Here is a 14287-nt window from a genome sequence, read left to right as displayed (position 1 = left end):
GCCGGTCTAGTGAAGGAGTACCTGTGGCTATCCGCGTCCTACTGGTCGACGACCAGCCTCTGCTGCGCACCGGTTTCCGGATGATTCTGGAGGCCGAGCAGGATCTTGCGGTCGTCGGCGAGGCCGGTGACGGCTTGCAGGCGCTCGATCAGGTGCGGGCCCTGCAGCCCGATGTGGTGCTGATGGACATCCGGATGCCGCGGATGGACGGGGTGGAGGCGACCCGGCAGATCACCGGTCCCGGCCGGGACGGTCCGGCGAAGGTGCTGGTGCTGACGACGTTCGACCTGGACGAGTACGTGGTGGAGGCGCTGCGGGCGGGGGCCAGCGGGTTCCTGCTGAAGGACGCCCCGGCGCACGAGCTGGTACAGGCGATCCGGGTGGTGGCCGCCGGTGAGGCGATGCTCGCGCCGAGCATCACGCGCCGCCTGCTGGACAAGTACGCGGACCACCTGCCGTCCGGTGAGGACGAGGTGCCGGACACCCTGCACACGCTGACCGAGCGTGAGGTGGAGGTGCTGAAGCTGGTGGCGCGCGGGTTGTCGAACGCGGAGATCGCGGCGGACCTGTTCGTGAGCGAGACCACGGTGAAGACCCATGTGGGCCACGTGCTGACGAAGCTGGGGCTGCGCGACCGGGTGCAGGCCGCGGTGTACGCGTACGAGAGCGGTCTGGTGCGGCCGGGCGCGCAGTAAAGGGGCGGACGGTACGCAAGCGGGGCCGCGCGGAGTGATTCCGCGCGGCCCCGCTTGCGTACGCCTGAGGGCATCAGCCCTTGCTGATCTCCCAGAAGCGGAAGACCGTCGAGGTGTCGAGGGTCCATTCGAGGCCCGCGATGTTGGAGCGGGCGACGGCGTACTGCTTGCCCTGCCAGAGCGGGAGCAGGGGGACGTCCTCGGCGACGAGGTCCTGCAGGCGGTTGAACTGCTCGGAGGTGGCGCCCCGGTCGGCGACGGCGGCGCTGGCGGGCAGGAGCTTGTTGGTGATCTCGGTGTTCTCGTAGTTGTTGGAGATCACGTTGCCCTTGCCGAAGAACGGCTGGGTGAAGTTCTCGGGGTCGGGGTAGTCCGGGACCCAGCCCTTGACGTAGACGCCGTACTTTCCGGCGGCGATGTCCTTCTCGTACTGGCCCTGCTCGACGGACTTGACGTTCGCGTCGAAGAGGCCGCTGCGGTTGAGCTGCTTGGCGAGGGTCTTGAACTCCTCGACGGTGGCGGGGCCGTAGCGGCTGGGGGTGGCCCAGAGGGTGAGCTTGACCTTGCCGGTGATGCCCTCGTCGCGCAGGACCTGGCGGGCCTTGGCGGGCTGGGGGCGGCTGCCGTAGCGGTTGAAGAAAGCGGTGTTGTGGCCGGTGATGCCCGCGGGGACGATCGAGTACAGCGGGGTGGCCGTCGACTCGTAGACGTCGCGGACGAGGGCTTCGCGGTCGACCAGGTAGGCGATGGCGCGGCGGACGCCGGGCTTGCCGACGATCGGGTCCTTGACGTTGAAGACGAGGTGGTGGACCTCGGCACTGCTGCCTTCGACGGGGTCCAGGCGCTGGTCGCCATTGATGGACTCGGCCTGGGCGGCGGAGATGTCCTTGGCGGTGAGGCCTCGGTAGGCGAGGTCGATCTCGCCCTTCTTGAGCGACTGCGAGAGGGCCTTGCGGTCGTCGTGGAAGAGCTTGAGGGTCATGCCGGTGTTCTTGATCTTCGCGGTGCCGCGGTAGTGGTCGTTGACCGCGAAGACGGCCTTGCTCCGGTCGACGGAGTCGAGCCGGTAGGGGCCGGAACCGTCGGCCTTGCCGTCGGTGCGGAGCTTGTCGGCCGGGTAGGTGCGGTGGTCGACGATGGAGCCGGCGCCGGAGGCGATCTTGTTGGGGAAGGTGGCGTCCGGGACCGTGAGGTGGAAGACGACCTTGGTGTCGTCGGGGGTCTCGATGCTCTTGATGGTGGAGAGCATGACGGCCGGACCGGCGGGATCGTTGATCTTCAGGGTGCGCTCGAAGGAGTGCTTGACGTCCTTGGAGGTGAGCGGGTTGCCGTTGCTGAAGCTGAGGCCCGCGCGCAGGGTGCAGCGGTAGACGGTGTTGCCGTCGTCGAAGGCGCAGCTCTCGGCGGCCTCGGGCTGGGGTTCGGAGCCGCCCTTGGGGAAGGCGAGCAGGGACTGGAAGACGTTGTTGAACAGCAGCCAGGAGCCGGGGTCGTAGCCGGAGGCCGGGTCGGTGGCCTTGATCTCGTCGGACATGCCCATGGTGACGGGCTGTCCGCTGCCGGTCGTGCTGCCGCCGTCGGTGCCGCTGGTGGTGCCGCAGCCGGTCAGGAGGCCGGCCGACAGCCCTGCTGTGAGGAGGGCCGTCGGCCACTTACGTATCTGCACCGCGTATCTCAGACTTTCGTGGGGGTGTGGTCGTACGAAGAGGGAGATGAGGAGGAAGAGGGGAACGAGAAGGGTGGGGGAAGCCGCTGGTGGGGCAGCAGGTCAGGCGACGCCTCGGCCGAGTTCCCAGAGCTGGAGGTCGGCGGCGAAGTTGACGGCCCATTCGGTGCCGGTGATGTCGCTGCGGGCGGCGATGTACTGCTTGCCCTGCCAGAGCGGGAGGAGCGGGACGTCGTCGGCGACGATGTCCTGGATCCGCTCGAAGTCCTTGGTGGCGGCGCCCCGGTCCTGCTGGCTGCGGGACTGCGGGATGAGGGTGGAGCGGATTTCCTCGTTGGCGTAGGGGCTGTTGAGGAAGTTCGACTTGTCGAGGAAGGGGGCGACGTAGTTGTCGGCGTCCGTGAAGTCGGGGAACCAGCCCATGCCGTAGACGGCATACTTGTTGGCCTTCTGGTCCTCGCTGAAGGTGCTCCAGGGCACGCCCTTGATGGTCACGTCGAACAGCTTGGAGTCGTTGAGCTGCTGCTTGAGGACCTCGAACTCCTGCTTGGTGGCGGAGCCGTAGTGGTCGGTGGTGTAGGTCAGCGTGAGCTTGACGGGGGTGGTGATGCGGGCGGCGCGCAGCTTGTCGGTGGCCTTCTTGAGGTTCCCCGCCGGGTACTTGTTGAAGAAGGAGTTCTTGTGCCCGGTGATGCTGGTGGGGATGATCGAGTAGAGCGCCTCGGCGCTGTCGCCGTACACGGCGCGGGCGAGGGCGGTGCGGTCGATGACCTGGGCCATGGCCTGGCGTACGGCCCTGTTCTTGACGGCGGGGTCCTCGGTGTTGAAGCCGAGGTAGCGGATCTCCAGGCCGGGGAGCTCGACCAGCTTGAGGTTCGGGTCCTGCTTGGTGGAGAGTTCCTTGATCTGCTGGGGCGTGATGGTGCGCGACATCATGTCGATCTCGCCGCTCTTGAGCGCCTTCTCCATGGACTCGGAGTCCTTGTAGGAGCGGAGCTCGACCTTGTCGTTGTTGAACTTGATGCCGCCCTTGTAGCGGGGGTTCTTCGTGAAGACGGCCTTGGTGAAGTTCTCGCCGTCGTTCTCGACCTTCACGGTGTACGGTCCGGAGCCGCTGACCTCGAAGCCCGCGCGCACCTTGTCGCGGGCGTAGGTCTGGTCGTCGACGATGGCGGCGGCGGGGGTGGCCAGCTTGTACGGGAAGGTGGCGTCGGGGGTCTTGAGGTGGAAGACCACCTCGTTCTCGCCCTTGGCCTCGACGAGGTCGATGTTGGTGAGGAGGGAGACCGGACCGTTCTGGTCCTTGATCTTCAGGGAGCGCTCGATGGAGAACTTCACGTCGGCGGCGCCCAGGGGCTTGCCGTCGGCGAAGGTCAGTCCGTTGTGGAGCTTGCAGCGGTAGCTGGTGTTCTTGGTGTCGGTGAAGCCGCAGGACTCGGCTGCCTCGGTGACGGGTTCGCCGCCGCCGCGCGGGACGCGCATGAGGGTCTGGTTGGTCTGGCGCAAGACGTTCCAGGCGCCGACGTCGTAGGCGTGGGCCGGGTCGAAGGGGGCCGGGGCGCCCTTGGTGGCGACGAAGCTGTCGGTGGTGCCCACGACGATGGGCTTGCCCGTGCCCTCGGCAGAGTCCGAGCCGCCGCCGCACGCGGCCAGTACGGGGGTGACCAGTACGGCTATTGCCGGCAGCACCAGAGTCTTGCGGTTCATCCTGGAAGTTCTCCCTCGACCGGCGCCGCCATGCGGCTTTGTACGAACACTTCGCCTTTTTCCGCTTTTTGGGGCGGGCGGATCGGGCCGGGTTCCGAACCGCTGTGGGGTGTGGCGAAGTTCTCGCGTCGAGATTAGTGGGGAGCGGGCCCGGGGCCGACCGGTGCGGTGGGGGCGGCCGGGGTGGGGCGGGGTGTTCGGCGCGCGGGAATTTTTCGTACACGGATTCATGAATCCGGACACAAGGGCACACAAAACGGCCCACCGGCGGGGGTTCCCAGCTGCTGGAACCTCTACCGGCGGGCCGCCCCGTGACCAAGCTCACCTCGTGAATACATTTACGGAAGAGCGAATTCCTCATGCGGAATCTCACTCATGCCGCACGGTTCGCTCCCCTGCGTTTCCTCATTCCGGGGAAAACACGCTGGGTGTCCGGATCACTGCATTCCCGTGAACAGGGTGCGGAGAAATGCGAGGTTCACTTCTTCGAGCGAGCGGACGATCACACGGCCTTCGGCGGGGGCGATCGGTGCGACCGAGGGGACGGCGACGACGCGGCAGCCGGCCGCTTCGGCGGAGGCCACTCCGGTGGCGGTGTCCTCGACGACCGCGCATCTCGCGGGTTCGGCGCCGAGGCGGGCGGCGGCGTGCAGATAGGGGTCGGGGTGGGGCTTGGTGCGGGCGATCTCGTCGCCGGCGACGGTGAGGTGGAAGGCCTCGGGGCCGACCGACTCCAGGATGCGGTCGATGATGCGCCGGTGCGAGGCCGAGACGAGGGCCGTCGGGATGTCGTACGCACGCAACTCGGCCAGCAGGGCGGCCGCGCCCGGCATGAGCGGGACGCCGCGTCCGATGCGGGCCTCGAAGCGGTCGTTGAGGGCGACGGTCAGCTCGGGGAGGGTGATGTCGGCGCCGGTGGAGTCGATGAGGAACCCGGCGCTGCGGGTCATCGGGCCGCCGACGACCACGTCGCGCCAGGACTCGTCGAGTTGGTGCCCGAGGTCGGCGAAGACCGCCTTCTCGGCGTCCCACCACAGGCCTTCGGTGTCGACGAGGGTGCCGTCCATGTCCAGGAAGACCGCCTGGAGTGCGGAGCCTTCGGCCGTGGTGGTCATCGGCGCGGGGACCGTACTGGTCATTCGGGCACACCTCCTGAGGGACAAGAAGGCCGGCCGCCCTCCGAGTGGGAGAGGCGACCGGCCTGCACTGGGCCGACCAGTGTACGTCCGGCCCGGTGAACGCGCGTTTCCTTGTGCGGGTGTCCCCTCTTACCGGGCGTTGAAGTACTTCGCCTCGGGGTGGTGGATGACGATCGCGTCGGTGGACTGCTCGGGGTGGAGCTGGAACTCCTCGGAGAGGTGGACGCCGATGCGCTCGGGCTCCAGGAGTTCGGCGATCTTGGCGCGGTCCTCCAGGTTGGGGCAGGCGCCGTACCCGAGGGAGAAGCGGGCGCCCCGGTACTTGAGGTCGAACATGTCCTTGACGTCGGAGGGGTCCTCGCCGGCGAAGCCGAGTTCGGAGCGGACCCGGGCGTGCCAGTACTCGGCCATGGCCTCGGCCAACTGGACGGAGAGGCCGTGCAGTTCGAGGTAGTCGCGGTAGGCGTTGGCCTCGAAGAGCTTGGCGGTCTCCTCCCCGATGCGGGAGCCGACGGTGACGACCTGGAGGCCGACGACGTCGATCTCGCCGCTCTCCTCGGGGCGGAAGAAGTCCGCGAGGCACAGGCGGCGGCCGCGGCGCTGGCGGGGGAAGGAGAAGCGGGTGCGCTCGGAGCCGTCCTCGTTCAGGAGGATCAGGTCGTCGCCCTTGGAGACGCAGGGGAAGTAGCCGTAGACGACGGCTGCTTCCAGGAGGCCCTCGGTGTGCAGCTTGTCGAGCCAGCCGCGCAGGTGCGGGCGGCCCTCGGTCTCCACCAGTTCCTCGTACGAAGGGCCGCCCTTGCGGGCTTCCTTCAGGCCCCACTGGCCCTTGAAGAGGGCGCCCTCGTCGAGCCAGGAGGCGTACTCCTTGAGCGGGATGCCCTTGATGACGCGGGTGCCCCAGAAGGGCGGCTCGGGGATCTTGTTGTCGGTGGAGGTGTCGGAGCGGACGGGGCCCTCGGGCTGCTCCTCGACCTCCAGGACGGGCGTGTCGCGCTTGGGCACGCGGCGCTGCTTGAGTTCGGGGAGGACGGCGCCGGGGACGCCGCGCTTGACGCCGATGAGGGCGTCCATGAGGCGCAGGCCCTCGAACGCGTCGCGGGCGTAGCGGACTTCGCCCTCGTAGATCTCGTGGAGGTCCTGCTCGACGTAGGCCCGGGTGAGGGCGGCGCCGCCGAGGATGACCGGGTAGTCGGCGGCCATCTTGCGCTGGTTGAGCTCCTCCAGGTTCTCCTTCATGATCACCGTGGACTTGACGAGGAGGCCGGACATGCCGATGACGTCGGCCTTGTGCTCCTCGGCGGCTTCCAGGATCGCGGAGACGGGCTGCTTGATGCCGAGGTTGACGACGTTGTAGCCGTTGTTGGAGAGGATGATGTCGACGAGGTTCTTGCCGATGTCGTGGACGTCGCCGCGGACGGTGGCGAGCACGATGGTGCCCTTGCCCTCGTCGTCGGACTTCTCCATGTGGGGTTCCAGGTGGGCGACCGCGGTCTTCATGACCTCGGCGGACTGGAGCACGAACGGCAGCTGCATCTGGCCGGAGCCGAAGAGCTCGCCGACGACCTTCATGCCTTCGAGCAGGGTGTTGTTGACGATGTCGAGGGCGGGGGTGTCCTGGAGGGCTTCGTCGAGGTCGGCCTCCAGGCCGTTCTTCTCGCCGTCGATGATGCGGCGCTGGAGGCGCTCGTCGAGCGGCAGCGCCATCAGCTCCTCGGCGCGGCCGGCCTTCATGGACTTCATGTTGACGCCCTCGAAGAGCTCCATGAGCTTCTGGAGGGGGTCGTAGCCTTCGGCGCGGCGGTCGTAGACGAGGTCGAGGGCGGCCTTGACCTGCTCCTCCTCCAGCCGGGCGATCGGCAGGATCTTGGAGGCGTGCACGATCGCGGAGTCCAGGCCCGCCTTGACGCACTCGTCGAGGAAGACGGAGTTGAGGACGACGCGGGCGGCCGGGTTGAGGCCGAAGGAGATGTTGGAGAGGCCCAGCGTGGTCTGCACGTCCGGGTGGCGCTTCTTGAGTTCGCGGATCGCGCCGATGGTGGCGATGCCGTCGCCGCGGGACTCCTCCTGGCCGGTGCAGATGGTGAAGGTCAGGACGTCGATGAGGATGTCCGACTCGCGCACGCCCCAGTTGGTGGTGAGGTCGGTGATGAGGCGCTCCGCGATGGCGACCTTGTGCTCGACGGTGCGGGCCTGGCCCTCCTCGTCGATGGTCAGCGCGATGAGGGCGGCGCCGTGCTCGACGGCCAGCTTGGTGACCTGCTGGAAGCGGGACTCGGGGCCGTCGCCGTCCTCGTAGTTGACGGAGTTGATGACCGCGCGACCGCCGAGCATCTCCAGTCCGGCCTTCAGGACAGGGAGTTCGGTGGAGTCCAGGACGATGGGGAGGGTGGAGGCGGTGGCGAAGCGTCCGGCGAGTTCCTTCATGTCGGCGACGCCGTCGCGTCCCACGTAGTCGACGCAGAGGTCGAGCATGTGGGCGCCCTCGCGGATCTGGTCGCGGGCCATCTCCACGCAGTCGTCCCAGCGGGCCTCCAGCATGGCCTCGCGGAACTTCTTCGAGCCGTTGGCGTTCGTACGTTCCCCGATGGCGAGGTACGAGGTGTCCTGGCGGAAGGGCATCGTCTGGTAGAGCGAGGCGGCGCCGGGCTCGGGGCGCGGGTCGCGGGCGACGGGGGTCAGGCCGCGGGCGCGGTCGACGACCTGGCGCAGGTGCTCGGGGGTGGTGCCGCAGCAGCCGCCGATGAGGGAGAGGCCGTAGTCGTTGACGAAGGCTTCCTGGGCGTCGGCCAGGCCCTCGGGGCCGAGGGGGAAGTGCGCGCCGTTCTTGGTGAGGACGGGCAGACCGGCGTTCGGCATGCACATCAGCGGGGTGCGGGAGTGGCGGGCGAGGTAGCGGAGGTGCTCGCTCATCTCCTCGGGGCCCGTGGAGCAGTTGAGGCCGATGAGGTCGATGCCGAGGGGTTCCAGGGCGGTGAGCGCCGCACCGATCTCGGAGCCGAGCAGCATGACGCCGGTGGTCTCGAAGGCGAGCGAGCAGATCAGCGGGACCTGGAGGCCGAGGGCGTCCATCGCACGGCGGGCGCCGACCAGGGAGGACTTGGTCTGGAGGAGGTCCTGGGTGGTCTCCACGATGAGGGCGTCCGCGCCGCCGGCGAGGAGGCCCTCGGCGTTCTGCTGGTAGCCGTCGCGCAGGACGTCGTACGTGGTGTGGCCGAGGGAGGGCAGCTTGGTGCCGGGGCCGATGGAGCCCAGCACCCAGCGCTGCCGGCCGTCTTCGGCGGTGAACTCGTCGGCGACCTCGCGGGCGATGCGCGCGCCGGACTCGGAGAGTTCGACGATGCGGTCGGCGATCTCGTACTCGTTGGCGGCGGAGTGGTTGGCGCCGAAGGTGTTCGTCTCGACGCAGTCGACACCGACCGCGAAGTACTCCTTGTGGACGTTGCGGACGATGTCCGGGCGCGTCAGGTTGAGGATCTCGTTGCAGCCTTCGAGGTCCTGGAAGTCCTCAAGGGTGGGGTCCTGGGCCTGGAGCATGGTGCCCATCGCTCCGTCGGCGACCACCACGCGGGTGGCGAGCGCCTCGCGGAGGGCTTCGGCTCGGGCGCGGGCGTCAAGCGTCGGGTTCGGCAACGAGGCCATGGTTGAGCTCCCAGGGTTGCGACGGCTGTCGGCTTTGCGCCTACCCAGGCGGCGGGCGCACCGGGTCAGGGTAGCGGGGACGGTTGAGGGAATGTGCAGGCGTCCCGGTCGGCGGACAGGGTGACCGTGGAGCGTCGGTGGAGCGGGCGGGCTCGCGGTGCCGGTGACAGGGGTCGGCAACGGCCGATACTGTTCGGCATTGACGAACATCGGCACGTATCGACTGTGGGACTGCCGAATCCCAGTGGAGGTGATCGGGCGATGGCTCGCAATATCCAGTCGCTGGAACGGGCGGCGGCGATGCTGCGCCTTCTGGCGGGGGGCGAGCGGCGGCTGGGCCTGACGGAGGTGGCGGCGGCGCTGGGGCTGGCCAAGGGCACCGCGCACGGCATTCTGCGCACCTTGCAGCACGAGGGCTTCGTGGAGCAGGACCCGGCGTCGGGCCGCTATCAGCTGGGGGCGGAGCTGCTGCGCCTGGGCAACAGCTATCTGGACGTGCACGAGCTGCGGGCCCGGGCCCTGGTGTGGACGGACGACCTGGCGCGCTCCAGCGGCGAGAGCGTCTATCTGGGGGTGCTGCACCAGCAGGGCGTGCTGATCGTGCACCACGTCTTCCGGCCCGACGACAGCCGTCAGGTGCTGGAGGTGGGGGCGATGCAGCCGTTGCACAGCACGGCGCTGGGCAAGGTGCTGTCCGCGTACGACCCGGTGGCGCACACCGAGGCGGCCGACAACGACCGCGAGGCGTTCACCTCGCACACCCTGACGTCGGCGGAGGACTTCGAGGCGGTGCTGGACCTCACGCGGGCGCGCGGGTGGGCCGGTGACGTGGAGGAGACCTGGGAGGGCGTGGCCTCGGTCGCGGCCCCCATCCACGACCGGCGACGGATGCCGGTGGGCGCGGTGGGCATCACCGGTGCGGTCGAACGGGTCTGCCCCGGGGGCGAGTTGAAGCCCGAGCTGGTGGCGGCGGTGCGCGACTGTGCGCGGGCGGTGTCGCGGGACCTGGGCGCCGGGCGCTTCTGAGCGCGGGGCGCACGGGGCGGGCCCGGGCCCGTACCGCCGCGCGGGCCTGATCCGTACCCGTGTGGGACGGACCTCACAGAACCCTTGACTGGCCGGTAACAGAGGTGAAAACTGCCGTTCATCGGTCGGCATTGTCGAACACCTAACGGCATAAGAGTTAGGGTGGGGGCAAGCCAGGCACCGACTGGGTCCTCAACGAGGGCCTGAACCTGGACGAAGGACAAAGGAGTCGCGGGTGTCCAGCCTCGACATCTTCACCGGCGAGACCATCGGTACCGCCGTGCTCATCCTGCTGGGCGGCGGCGTCTGTGCGGCCGTCACGCTCAAGCGCTCGAAGGCGTTCAACGCCGGCTGGGTCGCCATCACCTTCGGGTGGGGCTTCGCGGTGCTGACCGGCGCGTACATCTCCGCCGGTCTCTCCGGGGCCCACCTGAACCCGGCCGTCACGGTCGGCCTCGCGATCAAGGGCGCGACCCCCTGGGGCGACCTGCCGGTCTACTTCGCCGGTCAGCTGCTCGGCGCGATGATCGGTGCCCTGCTGGTGTGGGCGACGTACGCGGGACAGTTCCGCGACCACCTCACCTCCGCGGAAGCGGTCGAACTGAAGAGCGCGAACCCGGGTCAGGTGCACGGGGTGTTCTTCACCTCCCCCGAGATCCGCAACAGCGTGCAGAACCTGGCCACCGAGGTCATCGCGACCGTCGTGCTGGTCCTGGCGATCCTCACCCAGTCGACGATCCCGGGCGTGTCCCCCACCGACCCCAAGGGTCCGGGCGTGCTGGGCGCGATGATCACCGCGTTCGTGGTCGTCGGCATCGGCCTCTCGCTGGGCGGTCCCACCGGGTACGCCATCAACCCGGTCCGCGACCTGGGTCCGCGCATCGTGCACGCGCTGCTCCCGCTGCCGAACAAGGGCGGCTCCGACTGGGGGTACGCATGGATTCCGGTGGTCGGTCCGCTGCTCGGCGGTGCGATCGCGGGCGGCATCTACCAGCTCGCCTTCGCCTGATCCCGCGAGCGACCCGCCAAGCTGCGAACCGTACGACACAAGACTTCGAGGAGCACACCGTGACCGACGCACACACCGCAGGCCCCTTCATCGCCGCGATCGACCAGGGCACCACGTCCAGCCGCTGCATCGTCTTCGACAAGGACGGCCGGATCGTCTCCGTCGACCAGAAGGAGCACGAGCAGATCTTCCCCAAGCCGGGCTGGGTGGAGCACGACGCCACCGAGATCTGGGAGAACGTCCAGGAGGTCGTCGCCGGGGCGATCGTGAAGGCGGGCGTGTCGGCGGCCGACGTCAAGGCGATCGGCATCACCAACCAGCGCGAGACCACCCTGCTGTGGGACAAGAACACCGGTGAGCCCGTCCACAACGCCATCGTCTGGCAGGACACCCGCACCGACGCCCTCTGCAAGGAGCTGGGCCGCAACGTCGGCCAGGACCGCTTCCGCCGCGAGACCGGCCTGCCGCTGGCGTCCTACTTCGCGGGCCCGAAGATCCGCTGGCTGCTGGACAACGTTGAGGGCCTGCGCGAGAAGGCCGAGGCCGGGGACATCCTCTTCGGCACCATGGACTCCTGGGTCATCTGGAACCTGACCGGCGGCACGGACGGCGGCGTGCACGTCACCGACGTCACCAACGCCTCGCGCACCCTCCTGATGAACCTGCACAAGATGGCGTGGGACGAGAAGATCCTGCACTCCATGGGCATCCCGGCCGCCGTCCTCCCGGAGATCAGGTCCTCCGCCGAGGTCTACGGCCACGCCGCGTCCGGTGTCCTCCAGGGCGTGCCGGTGGCGTCCGCGCTGGGTGACCAGCAGGCGGCCCTGTTCGGCCAGACCTGCTTCTCCGAGGGCGAGGCCAAGTCCACGTACGGCACGGGCACGTTCATGCTGATGAACACCGGCGAGGAGCCGGTCAACTCCTACAACGGGCTGCTCACGACCGTCGGGTACCAGATCGGCGACCAGAAGCCGGTCTACGCGCTGGAGGGCTCGATCGCGGTCACCGGTTCGCTGGTGCAGTGGATGCGCGACCAGATGGGCATGATCAAGACCGCGGCGGAGATCGAGACGCTGGCCTCCAGCGTGGACGACAACGGCGGCGCGTACTTCGTGCCCGCGTTCTCCGGTCTGTTCGCCCCGTACTGGCGCTCCGACGCCCGCGGTGTGATCGCCGGTCTGACCCGGTACGTCACCAAGGCGCACATCGCGCGCGCCGTGCTGGAGGCGACCGCGTGGCAGACGCGGGAGATCACCGACGCCATGACCAAGGACTCCGGCGTCGAGCTGACCGCGCTGAAGGTCGACGGCGGCATGACCTCCAACAACCTGCTGATGCAGACCCTGTCGGACTTCCTGGACGCGCCGGTCGTCCGTCCGATGGTCGCCGAGACGACGTGTCTGGGCGCGGCGTACGCGGCCGGTCTCGCGGTCGGCTTCTGGTCCTCCACCGACGAGCTGCGCGCCAACTGGCGCCGGGCCGCCGAGTGGACGCCGCGGATGGACGCGGCCACCCGGGACCGCGAGTACAAGAACTGGCTCAAGGCCGTCGAGCGGACCATGGGCTGGCTCGAAGAAGACGAGAACTGACGCATCTGCGCAGGTCGGGCGTGGCCGCGGCGGGTCGACAGGGACCCGCCGCGGCCCGCGGAGAGAGATCTGAAGCAGCGTTTTCCGAAGAGGAGCAAGCGACATGACCACCCTGCACAGCGGCCCGACCCACGGGGCGCGACCGGACGACGGCTCCACCGCGAGCCGCGCCGAGACCCGGGAGCGGCTTTCCCAGGCGACGTACGACCTCCTGGTGATCGGCGGTGGCATCCTGGGCATCTCCACCGCCTGGCACGCCGCGCAGTCCGGGCTGCGGGTGGCGCTGGTGGACGCCGGTGACTTCGCCGGTGCCACCTCCTCCGCCTCCTCCAAGCTGCTGCACGGCGGTCTGCGCTACCTCCAGACCGGTGCGGTGAAGCTGGTCGCGGAGAACCACTTCGAGCGGCGTGCGGTCTCGCGGGACGTGGCCCCGCACCTCTCCAACCCGCTGACCTTCTACCTCCCCGTCTACAAGGGCGGCCCGCACGGCGCTGCCAAGCTGGGCGCGGGCGTCTTCGCCTACTCGGCGCTGTCCGCCTTCGGTGACGGCGTCGGTCACGTGATCTCGCCGTCGAAGGCCGCGAAGGACGTGCCGGAGCTGCGCACGGACAACCTGAAGGCCGTCGCGGTCTACGGCGACGACCAGATGAACGACTCCCGGATGGCGCTCATGACGGTGCGTGCCGCCGTCGAGTCGGGGGCCACCGTCCTCAACCACGCCGAGGTCACGGGCCTGCGCTTCACGCACGGCCGGGTGACGGGCGCGGAGCTCAAGGACCGCATGGACGGCACCGAGTTCGGTGTCGACGCCCGGCTGGTGCTCAACGCCACCGGCCCGTGGGTGGACCACCTGCGCAAGCTGGAGGACCCCAACTCGGCCCCGTCGATCCGGCTGTCCAAGGGCGCGCACCTGGTGCTCAAGCGGACCTCGCCGTGGAACGCGGCGCTGGCGACGCCGATCGACAAGTACCGGATCACCTTCGCGCTGCCGTGGGAGGACCAGCTCCTGCTCGGCACCACCGACGAGGAGTACGAGGGCGACCCGGCGGACGTCGCGGTCAACGAGCGTGACATCACGCAGATCCTGGACGAGGCCGCGTTCTCGATCCGCGACCAGCAGCTGTCGCGGGACCTGATCACGTACTCCTTCGCGGGGCTGCGGGTGCTGCCCGGCGGGCCCGGGGACACCTCGAAGGCCAAGCGGGAGACGGTCGTCACCGAGGGCCGCGGCGGGATGCTGTCGGTGGCAGGCGGCAAGTGGACGACCTTCCGCCACATCGGCCGCACCGTGATGAACAAGCTGGCGTCGCTGCCCGGTCACCCGCTGGGCGAGGACATGGAGCCGATCTCGGAGCTGCCGAAGAAGCTGCCGCTGCCGGGCATCTCGAACCCGAACGCGGTCGCGCACCGGCTGCTGGTGGACGGTGGGACGCCCGGTCCGCGGATGTCGCCGGAGACCGCGCGGCACCTCGCCACGCACTACGGGTCGCTGTCCTTCGACATCGCGCGCCTGGCCGCCGACGACCCGGCGCTGGCCGAGCGCATCCACCCGGACGCCCCGGAGATCTGGGCGCAGGTCGTGTACGCGCGCGACCACGAGTGGGCGGAGACGGCGGACGACGTGCTGCGCCGCCGTACGACGCTGACCATCCGGGGTCTGGCCACGGACGACGTCCGGGCGAAGGTCGAGCGGGTGCTGCGCCGGGAGGCGTGAGCACCGTGCTGCGCCGGGAGGCGTGAGCACCGTGCTGCGCCGGGAGGCGTGAGCACCGTGCTGCGCCGGGAGGCGTGAGCACCGTGCTGCGCCGGGAGGC

The 14287-nt window shown here is 69.1% G+C and carries 9 protein-coding genes; 5 read left to right on the top strand and 4 right to left on the bottom strand.

Going from position 1 to position 14287, the window contains the following annotated elements; all coding sequences use genetic code 11:
- Nucleotides 1-23: 23 nt before the first annotated feature.
- Nucleotides 24-695: a response regulator gene (locus ACIO3O_RS41270; protein ID WP_384358208.1), complete on the top strand. Its 672-nt coding sequence runs from the start codon at nt 24-26 to the stop codon at nt 693-695.
- 73 nt (nt 696-768) lie between these two features.
- Here ACIO3O_RS41270 and ACIO3O_RS41265 read toward each other — a convergent pair whose 3' ends face one another.
- The 4 genes from ACIO3O_RS41265 to metH all read right to left on the bottom strand — a co-directional run bounded on the left by ACIO3O_RS41265 (nt 769) and on the right by metH (nt 8849).
- Complete coding sequence (locus tag ACIO3O_RS41265; protein WP_401755685.1) at nt 769-2361, bottom strand: ABC transporter substrate-binding protein; 1593 nt, start codon at nt 2359-2361, stop codon at nt 769-771.
- 102 nt (nt 2362-2463) lie between these two features.
- Complete coding sequence (locus ACIO3O_RS41260) at nt 2464-4068, bottom strand: ABC transporter substrate-binding protein (RefSeq protein WP_401755683.1); 1605 nt, start codon at nt 4066-4068, stop codon at nt 2464-2466.
- A 437-nt stretch (nt 4069-4505) separates the two neighbouring features.
- Nucleotides 4506-5207, bottom strand: a complete 702-nt coding sequence (locus tag ACIO3O_RS41255) for an HAD family hydrolase (protein WP_401755681.1) — start codon at nt 5205-5207, stop codon at nt 4506-4508.
- Nucleotides 5208-5336: 129 nt separating this feature from the next.
- Complete coding sequence (gene metH, locus ACIO3O_RS41250; RefSeq protein ID WP_401755678.1) at nt 5337-8849, bottom strand: methionine synthase; 3513 nt, start codon at nt 8847-8849, stop codon at nt 5337-5339.
- A gap of 261 nt (nt 8850-9110) precedes the next feature.
- Between metH and ACIO3O_RS41245 the strand changes: the two genes are divergently transcribed.
- The 4 genes from ACIO3O_RS41245 (at nt 9111) to ACIO3O_RS41230 (ending at nt 14187) form a co-directional block, all read left to right on the top strand.
- On the top strand, nt 9111-9875 hold the full coding sequence (locus tag ACIO3O_RS41245) for an IclR family transcriptional regulator (RefSeq protein ID WP_401755675.1): 765 nt from the start codon (nt 9111-9113) through the stop codon (nt 9873-9875).
- A 235-nt stretch (nt 9876-10110) separates the two neighbouring features.
- On the top strand, nt 10111-10884 hold the full coding sequence (locus ACIO3O_RS41240; RefSeq protein WP_401755672.1) for an MIP/aquaporin family protein: 774 nt from the start codon (nt 10111-10113) through the stop codon (nt 10882-10884).
- A gap of 59 nt (nt 10885-10943) precedes the next feature.
- A complete protein-coding gene (glpK, locus tag ACIO3O_RS41235) occupies nt 10944-12473 on the top strand; it encodes a glycerol kinase GlpK (RefSeq protein WP_401755669.1) in 1530 nt (509 codons plus the stop codon).
- A gap of 103 nt (nt 12474-12576) precedes the next feature.
- Nucleotides 12577-14187, top strand: a complete 1611-nt coding sequence (locus tag ACIO3O_RS41230) for an FAD-dependent oxidoreductase (protein ID WP_401755666.1) — start codon at nt 12577-12579, stop codon at nt 14185-14187.
- Nucleotides 14188-14287 lie beyond the last annotated feature (100 nt).

It is taken from the genome of Streptomyces sp. NPDC087440 (assembly GCF_044744005.1).
Lineage (GTDB): Bacteria > Actinomycetota > Actinomycetes > Streptomycetales > Streptomycetaceae > Streptomyces.
Note: the sequence above shows the minus strand (reverse complement) of the source record. Positions and strands in the feature narration are given on the sequence as shown.

Coding starts and splice junctions, on each gene's coding strand:
- ACIO3O_RS41255 (WP_401755681.1), bottom strand. CDS start 5,207: ATGACCAGTACGGTCCCCGCGCCGATGACCACCACGGCCGAAGGCTCC.
- ACIO3O_RS41230 (WP_401755666.1), top strand. CDS start 12,577: ATGACCACCCTGCACAGCGGCCCGACCCACGGGGCGCGACCGGACGAC.
- metH (WP_401755678.1), bottom strand. CDS start 8,849: ATGGCCTCGTTGCCGAACCCGACGCTTGACGCCCGCGCCCGAGCCGAA.
- ACIO3O_RS41245 (WP_401755675.1), top strand. CDS start 9,111: ATGGCTCGCAATATCCAGTCGCTGGAACGGGCGGCGGCGATGCTGCGC.
- ACIO3O_RS41260 (WP_401755683.1), bottom strand. CDS start 4,068: ATGAACCGCAAGACTCTGGTGCTGCCGGCAATAGCCGTACTGGTCACC.